Genomic DNA, 15,500 nt, shown 5'->3' on the forward strand with positions numbered 1-15,500 from the left:
TCCCGGCCCGAAGCGGAGCTGGCACTCTGCTCTCGTGGCGAACCTGGGGAGGGATTTCGCGCGGCTGTGGGCTGCGTACGCGATCAGCACGGCAGGCAGCACGGTCGGCGCGGGTGCCCTCGGACTCGTCGCGGTGCTCGTGCTCGACGCCCCCGCGTGGCAGGTTTCCCTGATCACCGCCATCTCGGCCGCCGCCAGCGCGGTCCTCGCTTTCCCGCTCGGGCCCCGCGTCGAATTCGCCCGGAAGCGTCCCGCGATGATCACGGGAGACCTGGTCCGCTGTGCCGCGCTGGCGAGCGTGCCGCTGGCGGCTGCGCTGCACGTGCTGACCATGCCGCAGCTCTATGCGGTCGACATCGTCGTCGCCACCGCGGCCGTCATCTTTTCCGCGGCCAGCGGCGCACACCTCAAAGCCCTTGTCGCGCCGGACGAACGGGCTGTCGCCTTGAGCCGCTTCGAAAGCACCGACTGGATCTGCTGGTCGGCCGGACCACCCTTGGGCGGCGTGTTGATCGGCGGACTGGGCGCGACCGCGACGATGCTCGTCGACGCGTTCTCGTTCCTGCTGTCCGCACTCGGAATCCGTCGTCTGCGTACGCCGGAACCACCGCCTGCGGTTGCTTCCGGGCCTGCTCGCCGCGGATTCACCGACGGATGGCGTTTTCTGCTGCGCAGCCCTGAACTTCGCCCGCTGTTCTTCAACTCCGTGTTGTTCAGCGGCGCGGTTCTTTGGGTCACGCCACTGCAAACCGTGCTGATGCTGCGGGATCTCGGCTTCGCGCCTTGGGAATACGGGCTGGTGCTCGGCGTTCCCTGCCTTGGCGGGCTACTCGGCGCGCGTCTCGCGCCCACGCTCAGTTCTCGGTACGGCGCGCGGAAAGTGTTGCTCTGGACGAGTTTCGCGCGTACCCCGTGGCTGCTCGCCGCTCCGTTCGCCTTTCCCGGACCGGCCGGAGTCGTCCTGCTGATCGCCGCGGACTTCGGGCTGTTGCTGGTGGCGGGCATCTTCAACCCGACCTATTCGGCGTACCGGCTGTCGCTGATCGACGACACCGTCCTGACCCGCACGCTCACCGCCTGGTCCACCGGAACCCGTACCGCCAAACCTATTTTCATCACAATCGGCGGGATCGCCGCCGGAGTGGTCGGCGTGCGCTTCTCGCTGGGGATCGGCGCCGTGCTCTGTCTGCTCAGCGCCGCCGCGTTGCCCGCCCGCCGGAGTCGGTGATCAGTTTTTGTCGGTGGCGCCGGTTACCGTGGCTGCCATGTTCAAGATCGACCGCGCGGCCGCTGCCGACGCCGCCGCGCTCACCGACCTCATGCACGCCTCGTCGGCCTACCAAGGCCAGTACGCCTCGATCCTGGAGGGCTACGCCGTCACGCCGGATTACCTGCGCCAGCACCAGGTTCTGGTCGCCCGGGGCCCGTCCGGGCCAGTGGGTTTCGCCGCGCTCGCCGATGCGGAACTGGACCTGCTGTTCGTCGCCGACGAAGCACAGGGAACCGGGCTCGGCGCCCGGCTCGTGCAGCGAATCCTCGAGCTGGCAGCGGAAAACGGGCTGACCGAGGTGCGCGTGGTGTCGCATCCGCCCGCGGTGAAGTTCTACGAACGCATGGGTGCCCGGCAGATCGGGACCGTCCCGCCGAAACCGCCGAAGATCTCGCGGTCCCGGCCGGAACTGGTGTTCTCCCTGTCCGGAAACGACAGCGCCCCGGACCGCGAAACCACCGCGGGCCAGGGCGACCGTCGAGGAATCAGAAGTTGATCATATGACCAGCCAGTCCGTGCACCGCTTCCTTCACTGCCTCGCCCAGTGTCGGGTGCGCGTGCACGTTGCGCGAAACCTCGTGCACCGTAAGGTCCCACTGCTGCGCCAGCGTCAGCTCCGGCAGCAGCTCCGTGACGTCCGGGCCGATGAGGTGCGCGCCGAGCAGTTCGCCGTACTTCGCGTCGCTCAGCACCTTCACGAAGCCCGCCGCGTCGCCGAGGCCGTGCGCCTTGCCGTTGGCCGTGAACGGGAACTTCGACACCTGCACGTCGAAGCCCTTCTCGCGCGCCTGCTCCTCGGTCCAGCCGAAGCTCGCGATCTGCGGCTGGCAGTAGGTCGCGCGCGGGATCATCACGAAGTCCAGTTCCATGGTCTCCGCGCCGGCGATCGTCTCCGCCGCCACGATGCCCATCGACTCCGACGCGTGCGCCAGCATCAGCTTCGCCGTCACGTCGCCGATCGCGAACAGGTGCGGCACGTTCGTCCGGCCGCGGCCGTCGATCGCGATCGCGCCGCGCTCGGTCAGCTCGACGCCGGTGTTCTCCAGGCCGTAGCCCTCCACGTTCGGCCGGAACCCGATGGCCTGCAACACCTTGTCGGCCTCGAGCACCTGCTGCTCGCCGTCCTTCGACACGGTCACAGCCACCTTGGCTCCCGAGTCGTCGATCGACTCCACCTTGGTGCCCAGCAGCACCTTGATCCCCAGCTTGCGGTAGCGCTTGGCCAGCTCGGCCGACACCTCGGCGTCCTCGAGCGGCACCATCCGGTCGAGGAACTCGACGATCGTCACGTCCACGCCGTAGTTGCGCAGCACGTAGGCGAACTCGACGCCGATCGCGCCTGCCCCGGCGATCACGATGCTGCCCGGCAGCTCGCTTTCGAGGATCTGCTTTTCGTAGGTGACCACGCGCTCGCTGCGCTGCGTGCCCGGCAGCAGCCGGGCCGTCGCGCCGGTGGCGATGATGCCGTAGGTGAAGGTGATGCGCTCGCCGTTCACCTCGATGGTGTTGGCGTCCACGAAGGTGCCGCGCCCGTTGTACTCGGTGATCTTGTTCTTCTTCATCAGGAAGTGCACGCCCTTGACGCGCCCGTCCGCGACCTTGCGGCTGCGCTCGTACGCCGCGGTGTAGTCGAACCGGATCTCCCCGTCGGAGGAGATGCCGTAGGTCTTGGCCTCCTCCTTCACCGTGTGCGCGAGCTCGGCGTTGCGCAGCAGCGCCTTCGAAGGGATGCAGCCGACGTTGAGGCACACCCCGCCCCAGTACTTCTCTTCCACGACCGCCACGCTCAGGCCCAGCTGCGAAGCCCGGATCGCCGCGACGTACCCACCGACTCCGGCCCCGAGGACCACCACGTCATAGTCTGCGCTCATACCGTTGAAACTACCTCCCGCGCCCGCTCGGGGCGGCGTGACGGCGCCCGCTTTCCGCCCGGCCGCCGCTCGTCCTGGGCGGCCCGCCCGCTGCTGCGGCGCGTCCTCCGCCGTCTGATCCGCGGCGAAACCTTTTCCAGTGCAACCGGATCGTCCACAGTGGCGCCCGCGGGTACCGCGGAGTCCGCCGGTCAGGCAGGCGGGCGCACGCCCCGGATCCCGGCCAGCAGCTCGGTCACCGCGGTCATGATCCGCGCGGTCGCCTCCTCCAGCACGTCCCTGGTCAGCTCCCGCCCGCGCAGGTCGGCGAGGTCCACCGGCTCGCCGGCGACGAATTCGATCTTCCGCCGCGGCAGCACGCGCGGGAACCAGGAACCGGCGGGCAGCAGTTCGTGCGTGCCCCAGTTCGCGACCGGGATCACCGGCACGCCGGTCTCCAGCGCGATGCGCGCCGCGCCGGTCTTGCCCTTCGCCGGCCAGCCGTCCGGGTGCGCGGAGAGCCCGGCCTCCGGGAAGATCGCGACGCATTCGCCCGCCCGCACCGCGGCGACGGCGTCGCGGTACGCGCCCGCGGCGGTCGGCGCGCCGCGGTGGACCGGGATGTGCTTGCCCGAACGCATCACCGACTTGATCACCGGCGCGTTCCACAGGCTCGCCTTCGCCAGGTACCGCGGCACCCGGCCGGAGCCGAGGCAGAAGGCGGTGAGCGTCGTCGGGTCGGCGTTCGACAGGTGGTTGGAAGCCACCACGACCCCGCCCGATTGCGGGATGTTCCGCGCGCCGCGCACGCGGAAGCGGCTCGTGAGGGCGAGCAGCTGCCACACGACCTCGATCGCGAAGTGGTACCAGGCGCCCCGTCCGGAGCGGGCGAAGCGCCTGCCGTACCTCTGCATGCCGCGGAAGCCGAGCAGCTCCCCTTCGAGCGGGGTCCAGTGGTCCCGGGTCCGGGTGCGCAGCGCCATGAGCGTCATTCGTAGCGGAAGACGCTCCGGTTCGGTGCCGCGCGACCTCAGGACGCGGCGGGAATCACACCCGCTCGAGCACCACCACGGGGATCTCGCGGTCGGTCTTCTTCTGGTAGTCGTTGTAGGCGGGCCACACCGCGGCGAGCTTGTCCCACAGCCGGGCGCGTTCCTCGCCGGTCGCGGTCCGGGCGCGCGCGGTGAACTTGTCCGCCCGCACCTGCACGCGGACCTCGGGGTTCTCCTGCAGGTTCAGGTACCAGCCGGGGTGGTTCGGCGCGCCGCCCTTCGAGGCGACGATCACCGGGTTGCCGTCGTCCTCCTGGTAGATCAGGGCGAACTTGCGGTCCTGCCCGGTCTTGCGCCCCTTCGTGGTGAGCACCAGCGTCGGCACGCCCTCCTGCCAGTCGTGCCCGACCTCCCCGTCGGTCTCCTCGTAACGGCGAACGTGCTCGTCACCGAACAGCATGCGGATTTCCTTTCGTTCGACTTCCGCGCTCGACAGCCCGGACCTGCCCTCCCACCCTGCCGCGAACCGGTCGGTCGCGCTGATCAGCTCGTGCAGCGTGCCCGGTTCGTCGAAGGCGTGCCCGGCGTCGCCGATCATCTTCAGCTCGGCGCCCGGCAGCACCTGCGCGAGTTCCCAGGCGGTGGTGGCGGGAGTGACCACGTCGTACCTGCCCTGCACCAGAACGCACGGGATGCCCGACAGCTTCCCGGCCCCGCGGATCAGCTGGTCCGGGGCGAGCCAGCCGCCGTGGCGGAAGTAGTGGTTCTCGATCCGCGCGATCGCGAGCGCGAACTCCGGCTCGGCGAACGCCGCCACCACCTCTTCCCGTGGGGTGAACTTCACCGTCTCGCCCTCCCACCGGCTCCACGCGAGCGCGGCGGGCCCGTGCACCTTGGGGTCCGGGTGATTCAGCAGTTCGTGGTACACCTCGAGCAGGTCGCCGCCGCGGCGCGCGTACGGCACCGGCGCGAGGAACCGCGACCACGCCTCCGGGAACACGCACGCCGCGCCTCCGCCGAAGAGCCACTGCACTTCCTTGAGCCGGAGCGTCGCGACGCCGCGCAGGATCAGCTCGGTCACCCGCTCCGGATGGGTCTCGGCGTAGGCGAGCGCGAGCACGCTGCCCCACGAGCCGCCGAACAGCTGCCAGCGGTCGATGCCGCGGTCCTCGCGCAGCTGCTCCATGTCGGACACCAGGTGCCAGGTCGTGTTCACCGAGAGGTCGACGTCCGGTTCGCTGCAGTGCGGCGTGCTCCGGCCGCAGCCGCGCTGGTCGAACAGCACGATCCGGTAGCGCTCCGGGTCGAACAGCCGCCGGTGCCGCGCGGACGCGCCGCCCCCGGGCCCGCCGTGCAGGAACGCGACCGGTTTGCCTTCGGGATTGCCGCATTCCTCCCAATACAGCGTGTTGCCGTCGCCGACCGGCAGCATCCCGTGGTCGTACGGATCGAGTTCCGGGTACAGACCGAGCATGCAGCCACTATGCCCGACCTCGGCCGCGTCCCGCTGGGGGTCCACTGTGGACGTGCGGACGCGGCGGGGATGCTCCGGTTAGGCTTCCCGCATGGCGAAGGTACTGGTGGTGGAGGACGACGCGGCGATCGGCAGCGTCCTCGACTCCGCGCTGCGCGGGCACGGCCACACAGTGCAATGGTGCCGGGACGGCCGGAGCGCACTGCGCGAGACGGCGGCCGATCTCGTGCTGCTGGACCTGGGCCTCCCGGACGTCGACGGCGTCGAGGTGTGCCGGCGGCTGCGTTCGGCCCTGCCGGGCGCGGTGCTGGTGATCCTTACCGCGCGGGCGGACGAAATGGACGTCGTGGTCGGGCTCGAAGCTGGCGCCGACGACTACCTCACCAAGCCCATCCGGCTGGCCGAACTGCTCGCCAGGGTGCGCGCGCACCTCCGCCGGGGAGCGCCCGCCGCGCCGTCGACGCCGGTCGTCCGGATCGGCGCGCTGGAGGTCGACATCGCGAGCAGGCGGGTCAGCCTGAACGGCCGCGAGGTCGTGCTGCGGGCGCGCGAGTTCGACCTGCTCGCGCGGCTGGCCGTCCAGCCGGGGCAGGCGGTGAGCCGGGACACGCTGATGTCGGACGTGTGGGATTCGCACTGGCACGGCTCCACCAAGACGCTCGACGTGCACATCGCCGCGCTGCGCCGCAAGCTCGCCTCGGCCGCCGAGTCGCCGTACGAGGTGCCGAGGATCGCCACCCTGCGCGGGCACGGATACCGGTTAGAGGGGGACTGAACGGGGTGCGCCGCCGGATCGTGACGCTCACCGTCCTCGCGGCGGTCCTGGCCACGAGCCTGTTCGGGCTGCCGCTCGCCGTCGGGGCGCTGTGGTACTTCCGCACGCACACCACGGCCGCGCTGGAGCGGGCCGCCGACGGGACGGCCGTCGTGGTGTCCGACGCGCTCGCCGCCGGCGAACGCTTCCAGGTCCCGGACAACGAGGACGGCGCGGAGGTCGGCGTCTACGACCCGAAGGGCCACCTCCTGGCCGGAGAGGGCCCGCCCACCGCGGACGACGTCGTGCGCGGGGTCGCCGTGACCCGCAGCGACATGCTGAACCAGAAGGTCGGCGACGAGGACGTGCTGGCCGTCCCGGTGCTGACCGGCGCCCGTCTCACCGGCATCGTGCGCGCGGCGCTCCCCCGCTCGGCGCTGACCCGCGACGTCGGCATCACCTGGCTGGTGATGGCCGGCTGCGCGATCGGCGCGGTGCTCGCGAGCTGGCTGGTGGCCCGCCGGATCGCCGCCCGGCTGACCCGTCCGCTGGAAGACCTGGCCTGCACCGCGGCTCGCCTCGGCGAAGGCGACTTCTCCGCCCGGTCCCGGCGTTCGGCGATCCCGGAGATCGACCGCGTCGGCGCTGCCCTGGACGTCACCGCGACCCGCATCGGAGAAACCCTGGAGCGGGAACGCGCTTTCTCCGCCGAAGCCTCGCACCAGCTCCGCACCCCGCTGGCCGGACTGCGCCTGCAACTGGAATCCGCGCTGGAAACCCCCGGCCGAGACCCGTACGCGGCCGTGCGCGCCGGAATCACCGCCGCCGACCGCTTGGAAAGGACCGTCGAAGACCTGCTCGCGCTGTCCCGGGAACGCCGCACCCCTCGCGACGAGCTGGACCTTTCCGCCCTCTTGACGGAATTGACCGACGTCGCGCTGCCCGACCACCGCGAACTGCGCCTGGAGATCACCGACCCGCCCCCAGTCCGCGCGTCGGCCCCCGCGGTGCGGCAGGTGCTGGCCGTCCTGCTGGACAACGCGGTGAACCACGGCGAAGGAACCATCACCGTCCGAGCCCGAGACGCCGGCGGCGCCCTGGCCGTGGACGTCGTCGACGAAGGCCCGGACCTGGGCGAACGAGACCCGTTCTCCGACCACACCCCCGGCGGGCACGGCATCGGCCTCCGCCTGGCGAGAAGCCTGGCCGAAGCCGAAGGCGGCCGGTTGCGCCTGTCGCGCCCCGATCCGCCGACGTTCACCTTGCTGCTTCCGGAAGCTCCCGCCTCCTGACCAGCCCTTGCCGGGCGGTGCTTGCTCTCTCGCAGACTCCGCTGCACGCGGCCGGAGCAACTGCGCACCACGCCGCCAAGATCCCCACGCCGCAGACGACTGGGTGCCGCTCTCCCGGCTCACCGCCAGGCAACACCGCGCGCCTCACCCGCCGCCACTGACCGCAGAATTCCTCGCCCGTCCCCGCGACCAGCCCCGATCACGGAGCCGCCCCGATCCGCCGGAACCGCAACCCAGCCCCGCCCATCACTCCGGACACCTCCGCCAAGCAGCACGCGGGCACGCGCCACGGCACCCGCGGCCCAGCTCCATTCACTTCCCCGGCCCCGTGCGAGGGGCCGCAGCCACGACGACGGCCCTGCCCACATCCCAGCGATGCCGACCCCCGGCCCGCCGCTCACAGCCACCCCAGCGATGCCCACCCCGGCCCACCACCCACAGCCGCCCCAGCCATGCCCACCCCGGCCCACCACCCACAGCCGCCCCAGCGATGCCCACCCCCGCCCGCCGCCCACGGCCACCCCAGCAGGGGCCTCGAGCAACCGCCCGGCCCTGCATCCTCCTCAGCCTCATCCCGAGCAACTCCCGCTAACCCAGCCCTGAACTGCGCAAACAAACCCGCCACCCCAGCCTCCGCACCCCGATCACTTACAGTCATCGACGGCCCGCAACCCCACCCATCCCCAGCAGCAACCCCGCAGAAACCGACCCCGAGAGCGCAATGAATCACCTGTCACCGCCAGCAATCCACAACACATCTCGGTTCTCGGGGCAATTTTCGATCGATACCGTGGCTCGAAGTCGACAGTGGCGTCACAATCAATCGCTAGGAGCCGCCCGGTGAGCACCAGTCCCACTTCTGCGCGCGGGAGGCTCGGCACGGCCATGCTGCGCCGCAAGCCGGTCACCGATTTGGTGGCCGAGGCGGATCACGGGCCGCTCAAGCGGACGCTCGGGCTCAGTCAGCTCACCATGCTCAGCATCGGAGCCACCCTGGGCAGCGGGATCTTCGTCGTGCTCGGCGAGGCGGTTCCGGTGGCCGGGCCCGCAGTCGTGGTTTCGTTCGTGCTGGCCGGGATCACCGCGTTGTTCTCCGCGCTTTCCTACGCCGAGCTCGCGGGCATGATCCCGCTCTCCGGCTCCTCTTACTCCTACGCGTACGCGACGCTCGGCGAGCTGGTCGCCTGGGTGTGCGGCTGGTGTCTGGTGCTGGAGTACGGCGTCTCCGTCGCGTCAGTCGCGGTCGGGTGGGGGCAGTACGTCAACGAACTGCTGCACCTGGCCTTCGGCGTCACGTTGCCGGAAGCGCTCAGCGGGCCTCCGGGCGACGGCGGGCTGGTCAACATTCCGGCGATCGTCGTGGTGCTGCTGGCGATGGTGCTGCTGCTGGCCGGCGCGAAGGAAAGCGCGCGGGCCAACGCGATCATGGTCGTAGTCAAGATCGGCACGCTGATCCTGTTCTGCGCCATCGCGTTCACCGCGGTCCGGGCGCAGAACTTCACGCCGTTCGTGCCGCTCGGGATGGCCGGGGTGAGCGCGGGCGGAGCGAAATTGTTCTTCTCCTACATCGGGTTCGATGCCGCGTCCACCGCCGGCGAGGAGGCGCGCAATCCGCAGCGCGACCTGCCGCGCGCGATTCTTCTGTCGCTCGGCATCGTGACCGTTCTCTACTGCCTCGTCGCGGTCGCGGCGATCGGTGCGATGCCCTGGCAGCAGTTCGGCGACAAGCAGGCCGCGCTGTCGCACGTGCTCGCCACGATCTCGGCCAACCCGCTCTGGGCGATCCTGCTCGCGATCGGCGCGATCGTGGCGACCTCCAGCGTCGTGCTGACCGTCCTGTACGGACAGACGCGGATCCTCTTCGCCATGTCCCGCGACGGGCTCGTGCCGAAGTCGCTGTCCACCGTGCACAAGAAAACCGGCGTGCCGCGCACCAACACCTTCGTGGTGTCCGGGTTCGTCGCGCTGCTCGCCGCGTTCATCCCGCTCGGCAAGCTCGCCGACGCCACCAGCATCGGGACGCTGTTCGCGTTCGGGCTGGTCAACGTCGCCGTGCTGATCCTGCGCAAACGCCGTCCCGAGGCGCAGCGCACGTTCCGGGTGCCGTTCTCGCCGGTCACGCCGATCATCGGGATGGCCTGCTGCGCGTACATGATGTTCAGCCTCGACGGGGCGACCTGGGTCGTGTTCGGCGCGTGGATGCTGGTCGGGCTCGTCATCTACTTCGGCTACAGCATCCGTCGCTCGCGGCTCGCGGAAGGCGTCCGATGATCATCGCTGTCCACCAAGGACCGTTCGACCGGCTGCCCGAGGCGATGGCCGCCGCGGCGGAGCGCGGTGCCGAGCTGATCGTGACTGTCGAGATGGGCACGACCGGTTACAACATCGGCGCGAAAGCCGTCGGGGAGCTGGCCGAACCAGCGGATGGACCGCGAGCCGCCGAGTTGGGCGCGTTGGCCGCCAAACACCAGATCGCGGTGGTCTACGGCTATCCCGAGCGCGACGGCGACGCGGTGTACAACTCGGCGCAATTGCTGTCCGCGCAAGGGGAACGGCTCGCGAACTACCGCAAGACGCATCTGTTCGGCGATCTCGACCGCGACCAGCTCTCGCCTGGCGACGAGCCGGTAGTGCAGGCCGAATTCGACGGCATCCGGGTCGGTCTGCTGATCTGTTACGACGTCGAGTTCCCCGAGCTGGTCCGCGCGCACGCGCTCGCGGGTACCGAACTGCTGCTGGTACCCACCGCGTTGATGCGGCCGTACGAGCGCATCGCCGACCTGCTCATTCCGGTTCGTGCGCACGAAAGTCAGCTGTACGTCGTGTACGCGAACCGCTGCGACACCGAAGGCGAACTCACCTACTGCGGACGCTCGACAGTCGCGTCGCCGAACGAAGTCGTCGCGAAGGCCGGGCCGGACGAAGAGCTGTTGTTCGCCGAACTCGACCCCGCTGTGCTCGCCCAGGCGCGAGCCGAAACCCCGTACCTGGCCGACCGACGGCCGTCGCTGTACCGCTCTCTCACCGAAGGACCCCGGGCATGACCTCCGCAGTTCCCGCCGCGATCCACGCCGAGGAACCCGCTGGCCGGCCGATCACCATGTTCGGCCCCGATTTCCCGTTCGCCTACGACGACTACCTCGCGCATCCGGCCGGGCTCGGCAGCGTGCCGGAGCAGGCGCACGGCACCGAGGTCGCGGTGATCGGCGGCGGCCTTTCCGGCATCGTGGCCGCCTACGAGCTGATGAAGCTCGGGCTGCGGCCGGTCGTCTACGAGATCGACGGCATCGGCGGGCGGCTGCGCACGCACCGCTTCCCCGGGCTGCCCGACGACGTGGTCGCCGAGATGGGCGCGATGCGGTTCCCGCCGTCGTCGACGTCGCTGTTCCACTACATCGCCAAGGCCGAGCTGGAAACCACGCCGTTCCCGAACCCGCTTTCGCCCGCCACGCCGAGCACGGTGGTCGATCTCAAGGGCCGCAGCCATTACGCGCGCACGCCCGAAGATCTGCCCGACGTGTACGGCGAAGTGGCGCGCGCGTGGCAGCGCACGCTCGATGAACACGCCTCGTTCGCCGAGATGCAGACCGCGATCCGCAATCGCGACGTCGCGACGGTGAAAAAGATCTGGAACGAGCTGGTGCCCCGGCTCGACAACCAGACCTTCTACGGATTCCTGTGCGATTCCCCGGCGTTTTCCTCGTTCCAACATCGAGAGATCTTCGGCCAGGTCGGATTCGGCACCGGCGGCTGGGACACCGACTTCCCGAACTCGATTCTGGAAATCCTCCGGGTCGTCTATACCGGCGCGGACGACGAGCACCGCAGCATCGTCGGCGGCAGCGGACAGCTTCCGAAACGGCTGTGGGAGCACGTCCCGGAGAAGCTCGCGCACTGGCCGTCCGGGACGAATCTGGCTTCCCTGCACGAAAACGGCGCGCCCCGCCCGGGGGTCACGCGACTGCATCGCACCGCGCCGAACAACGTCACCGTCACCGACGCCTCCGGCCACATCCGCACGTTCGGCGCGGCGGTGTTCACCGCGCAGAGCTGGATGCTGCTGTCGAAGATCGAATGCGACGAGGCGCTGTTCCCGATCGACCACTGGACGGCCATCGAGCGTACCCACTACATGGCCTCCTCCAAGGTGTTCGTGCCGGTCGACCGGCCGTTCTGGCTCGACCGCGACCCGGTCACCGGCCGCGACACGATGAGCATGACGCTGACCGACCGGATGCCGCGCGGCACCTACCTTCTCGGCGACGACCCGGACCGGCCCGCGGTGATCTGCCTGTCCTACACGTGGGCCGACGATTCGCTGAAGTGGCTGCCGCTCAGCGTGTCCGACCGCGTCGAGGTGATGCTGCAGTCGCTGCGCGAGATCTACCCCGGCGTCGACGTGCGGCGGCACATCGTGGGCGACCCGGTGACCGTGTCGTGGGAGGCCGAACCGCATTTCATGGGCGCGTTCAAGGCGAACCTGCCCGGGCATTACCGGTACCAGCACCGGCTTTTCACGCACTTCGTGCAGGATTCACTGCCCGAGCGCTATCGCGGTTTGTTCCTTGCGGGCGACGACATCTCGTGGACGGCGGGCTGGGCCGAGGGCGCGGTGCAGACCGCGCTCAACGCGGTATGGGGCGTGCAGCGGCACTTCGGCGGCACGAGCGATCCGGCGAATCCCGGCCCCGGCGACCGTTTCGCGGACCTCGCGCCGATCGAACTCCCGGACTGAGCAAAGCCGTCAACCCATACCGCGCGGTAGCAGCCGAACGTGTTTCCGCCGCGACATTCCGCCCGGCTGTTCCGCCTTACTGAACCGATCATGCCAAACTGATGTCATGAGCACCGATCCGGCGCCGAAGTGGCGGCGACTCGAACCGGACGAACGCAAAGAGCAGATCTACGCCTGTGCGGCGCGGCTGTTCGGCGAACGACCGTATTCGGAAGTGTCCACTTCGGACATCGCGGCCGAGGCAGGCGTGGCCCGCGGACTGATCAATCATTATTTCGGAACGAAAAGGGAGTTGTACCTCGAAATCGTTCGGCGCGCGCTTACCGTGCCACGGATTGCGGTGCAGATTCTGCCGGACGGCCCGCTGGAAGTACGCGCGGACGCCGCCATCGACTGGCTGCTCGACATGGTGCGCGGGCAGGAGAAGCTGTGGCTCGCCGCGATCGCGCCGGAGGGCATCGGCCGCGATCCGGAGGTAGACCGGATCGTCGCCGAGGCCGACCGCGCGTCCGCCGACCGCGTCCTGGAAGCGGTCGGGCTGTCCCGCGACAGCGCGCACGGCGAGGAGCTGAACGCCGCGGTGCGCGCGTTCGCCGGCATGGTGAAGGCGGCGGGCCGCGAATGGCTCGTGCACCGCTCGCTGGACCGGCGCCAGGTGCACACGCTGCTGACCATGTCGCTCGTGACCGTGGTCGGCCAGGTCTTCCCCGCGATCCAGCACCCGCCCCAGCACTGACGTACCGGAAGGAGAACCCCCGGCACCACGAGGGGGGAGGAAAGTGCCGGGGGCCCCTTCCGGAGGCGAGGCCCCCGGTAGCTGTCCACGCTACGCCGGGAAGGCGTCGAATCGGTGTCGGTCGGCGCGGCGACAGCCCGACTTTTCACCACGACCACGCGGACGGCCCAGCGCGGACGCCCCGGCCGGGCAATTTCGCGAATTTCAGCCGCGCAACCGGGCCAATCGGCACGTGAGCCCGTCCAGGCAGCTGCGGATCGCGAAGTCGAACAGCTGCGGATGGTAACCGGCGGCGGCCGCGGGGTCGGCGAGCAGCTCCCGCATCGCGCGGCCGTGCGCGGCCATCCCGGGCAGATCCTCGCGGTCGTGGTACGAGGCGTACTCCTCGGTGTTGTCCAGGCGCAGGCCGAGGCTGCAGTCCCGGTCGTCCTCCAGCGCGACGTACTGGCACGCGGTGGTGGTGAGCATCGTGTAGGCGAGCGCGCTCTCGTCGCCGAAGCCGGCGTCCAGCAGCATCCGGACGCCGCGGTCCACCGTGGGCGTGGCCGCGGCCACCGACGGGCCGAACGACGCCATCCGGCGCGCCGTGCCCGGGTGCTTGCGCAGCACCTCGCGCAGACCGGTCAGCAGTTCGACGAACCACTCCTGCCAGTCCAGCTTCTCGTCGGGCAGCCGCAGCTGGCCGACCACCCGGTCGAGCACCGCGCACACGACCGCGTCGCGATCCCCTACGTGGTGGTAGACGACCGCCGGGTACGCCCCGATCGCGGCGGCCAATTGCCGCAGCGTCCAGTTCTCCAGGCCGCGTTCGACGGTGAGCTTCACCGCCGCGTCGATCACCTTCTTCGCGGTGACCGCGGGCAGCCCGGCGGCGGAACGGGACCGGGCGCGCTGTCCGGCACGCGAAGTCGGCATGGCGTGCACCGTAACCGGCGACCGCCCGGCTCGGCCACACGCGGTTCCGCGCTGCGGCATGATCGGGGCATGCCACGCGCACAGGCCAACGGCCTCGAACTCGAGTACGACACGTTCGGCGACCCGGCCGCGCCGCCGATCGTGCTGGTGATGGGACTCGGCGCCCAGATGATCACCTGGGAGGAGGGTTTCTGCGAGCTGCTCGCGAGCCGCGGCTTCCACGTGGTGCGCTTCGACAACCGCGACGCGGGCCTGTCCACCTGGTTCGACGAACTCGGCGCGCCGGACCTCGCCGGGATCATGGCAGGCACGGCCCCGGCGCCATACCTGCTCTCGGACCTCGCGGACGACGTCGTCGGGCTGTTCGACGCGCTCGGTTTCGCGAAGGCGCACGTCGTCGGCGCCTCGATGGGCGGAATGGTCGCGCAGCAGCTCGCGATCGACCACCCGGACCGGCTGCTGAGCCTGACCTCGATCATGTCGACGACCGGCGACCCATCGGTCGGCCAGGTCTCGCCCGCCGCGCTGGAAACGCTCACCAAGCCGGTGCCGGAAACGCGCGAGGAGCAGATCGAGCTGAGCGTCGCGAACTACCGCGTGACCGGGTCGCCGGGCTATCCGGCCACCGAGGAATACCTGCGGCGCAAGGCAACCCGGAACTACGACCGGGGACGGCATCCGGTCGGGATGCAGCGGCAAGCCGCCGCCGTGGTCGCGTCGGGCGATCGCACTGAACGACTGCACGACGTCCGGGTGCCGACCGTCGTGCTGCACGGCGACTCCGACGTGATGATCGACGTCAGCGGTGGGAAGGCGACCGCGGCGGCGATCCCGGACGCGGAACTGGTCATCGTCCCGGGCATGGGGCACGACCTGCCGGAGCCGCTGTGGCCGGAGATCGTGGCGGCGATCGTCCGCGCGGCCGCCCGCGCCTGACCGGGGTCAAGAAGCCGTCAATACCTCGCGCCGGAGCGTACGGAACCTGTCCGCGCGCACTCCCGTACGCGCCCGCGCGAGGTGCCATGGGGCATGCGTACTGACGGACGGCTGACTGGCGGATTCGGTTTCCCGCTCGGTTGCGTGGCGGTGGTGGCAGCTGCGATCGCGGCGAAGCTCGCCCCTGCGCATGCCGGTTATGCCGTGGCGGCCGTCGCGCTCGCGGTCGGTGCAGTGGCAGTGATCACGACTCCCCTCGCCGCGGGCGGGGCGGCGATAGTGGGCTGGGCGGTGCTTTCCGGCTTCGTCTACGGCCGCGCCGGGGCGCTGGTTTTCACCGCGGCGACCGGATGGGTCGCGGTGATCTTGGCTGGTGCGGCGGGGTTCGGGCTCGCTGCCGGTGCTGGATGGCGGCTGGTCCGGCGGGATCCTCCGGTGGTCGCGGAAGCTGTCGTGCCGGTGCCGCGGAAGGCGGCCGAATCGAGCCACAGCCGGGTGGCGTCACTCTGAAATGGCTCGCCAAGGTGCGGGAAGGGTGCCAGGCTG

At 70.2% G+C, this 15,500-nt stretch carries 14 protein-coding genes and 1 pseudogene; 10 read left to right on the forward strand and 5 right to left on the reverse strand.

What is annotated here, in order from left to right; translation table 11 throughout:
* Window positions 1-34: 34 nt before the first annotated feature.
* Window positions 35-1,228, forward strand: coding sequence for an MFS transporter (locus tag DMP23_RS06545; RefSeq protein WP_337820453.1), 1,194 nt, complete (start codon window positions 35-37; stop codon window positions 1,226-1,228).
* 37 nt (window positions 1,229-1,265) lie between these two features.
* Entirely contained in the window at window positions 1,266-1,766 is a 501-nt protein-coding gene (locus DMP23_RS06550; protein WP_337820454.1) for a GNAT family N-acetyltransferase, read from the forward strand.
* Here DMP23_RS06550 and lpdA read toward each other — a convergent pair.
* The 4 genes and pseudogenes from lpdA to pip all read right to left on the reverse strand — a co-directional run.
* Window positions 1,756-3,141 (reverse strand): dihydrolipoyl dehydrogenase, encoded by a 1,386-nt coding sequence (gene lpdA / locus DMP23_RS06555; protein WP_337820455.1) that lies wholly within the window; start codon window positions 3,139-3,141, stop codon window positions 1,756-1,758. The genes DMP23_RS06550 and lpdA overlap by 11 nt on opposite strands.
* 191 nt (window positions 3,142-3,332) lie before the next feature.
* Window positions 3,333-4,112: a lysophospholipid acyltransferase family protein gene (locus tag DMP23_RS06560; protein WP_443111251.1), complete on the reverse strand. Its 780-nt coding sequence runs from the start codon at window positions 4,110-4,112 to the stop codon at window positions 3,333-3,335.
* Window positions 4,113-4,167: 55 nt separating this feature from the next.
* On the reverse strand, window positions 4,168-4,572 hold the full coding sequence (locus DMP23_RS47995; RefSeq protein WP_439098613.1) for a nitroreductase family deazaflavin-dependent oxidoreductase: 405 nt from the start codon (window positions 4,570-4,572) through the stop codon (window positions 4,168-4,170).
* Between the two features lie 75 nt (window positions 4,573-4,647).
* Window positions 4,648-5,586: pseudogene (gene pip / locus DMP23_RS06565) on the reverse strand (prolyl aminopeptidase); the annotation flags it as partial.
* Between the two features lie 91 nt (window positions 5,587-5,677).
* Between pip and DMP23_RS06570 the strand changes: the two are divergent.
* The 6 genes from DMP23_RS06570 to DMP23_RS06595 all read left to right on the forward strand — a co-directional run bounded on the left by DMP23_RS06570 (window position 5,678) and on the right by DMP23_RS06595 (window position 13,103).
* The gene (locus DMP23_RS06570; protein WP_037820604.1) at window positions 5,678-6,361 is read left to right on the forward strand and encodes a response regulator transcription factor; all 684 of its coding nucleotides are present in this window, start codon (window positions 5,678-5,680) and stop codon (window positions 6,359-6,361) included.
* Window positions 6,362-6,366: 5 nt separating this feature from the next.
* The gene (locus tag DMP23_RS06575) at window positions 6,367-7,632 is read left to right on the forward strand and encodes a sensor histidine kinase (protein ID WP_337820457.1); all 1,266 of its coding nucleotides are present in this window, start codon (window positions 6,367-6,369) and stop codon (window positions 7,630-7,632) included.
* Window positions 7,633-8,517: 885 nt separating this feature from the next.
* The gene (locus DMP23_RS06580; protein ID WP_337824369.1) at window positions 8,518-9,903 is read left to right on the forward strand and encodes an amino acid permease; all 1,386 of its coding nucleotides are present in this window, start codon (window positions 8,518-8,520) and stop codon (window positions 9,901-9,903) included.
* Window positions 9,900-10,676, forward strand: coding sequence for a carbon-nitrogen hydrolase family protein (locus DMP23_RS06585; protein WP_337820458.1), 777 nt, complete (start codon window positions 9,900-9,902; stop codon window positions 10,674-10,676). Before DMP23_RS06580 ends, DMP23_RS06585 begins: the two co-directional genes overlap by 4 nt.
* Entirely contained in the window at window positions 10,673-12,367 is a 1,695-nt protein-coding gene (locus tag DMP23_RS06590; protein WP_337820459.1) for a flavin monoamine oxidase family protein, read from the forward strand. Before DMP23_RS06585 ends, DMP23_RS06590 begins: the two co-directional genes overlap by 4 nt.
* A gap of 106 nt (window positions 12,368-12,473) precedes the next feature.
* Window positions 12,474-13,103, forward strand: coding sequence for a TetR/AcrR family transcriptional regulator (locus tag DMP23_RS06595; RefSeq protein WP_037715077.1), 630 nt, complete (start codon window positions 12,474-12,476; stop codon window positions 13,101-13,103).
* Window positions 13,104-13,307: 204 nt separating this feature from the next.
* Here the strand turns inward: DMP23_RS06595 and DMP23_RS06600 are convergent, their stop codons facing one another.
* Entirely contained in the window at window positions 13,308-14,018 is a 711-nt protein-coding gene (locus tag DMP23_RS06600; RefSeq protein WP_037820595.1) for a TetR/AcrR family transcriptional regulator, read from the reverse strand.
* A 69-nt stretch (window positions 14,019-14,087) separates the two neighbouring features.
* Here DMP23_RS06600 and DMP23_RS06605 point away from each other — a divergent pair, with 69 nt between their 5' ends.
* Entirely contained in the window at window positions 14,088-14,954 is an 867-nt protein-coding gene (locus DMP23_RS06605) for an alpha/beta fold hydrolase (protein ID WP_337820460.1), read from the forward strand.
* A gap of 93 nt (window positions 14,955-15,047) precedes the next feature.
* On the forward strand, window positions 15,048-15,464 hold the full coding sequence (locus DMP23_RS06610) for a hypothetical protein (protein ID WP_337820461.1): 417 nt from the start codon (window positions 15,048-15,050) through the stop codon (window positions 15,462-15,464).
* The last annotated feature ends 36 nt before the right edge of the window (window positions 15,465-15,500 follow it).

Origin of the sequence: Amycolatopsis sp. A1MSW2902, from assembly GCF_017312175.1 — a bacterium.
In the GTDB taxonomy this organism is placed as follows: Bacteria; Actinomycetota; Actinomycetes; order Mycobacteriales; family Pseudonocardiaceae; genus Amycolatopsis; species Amycolatopsis nivea.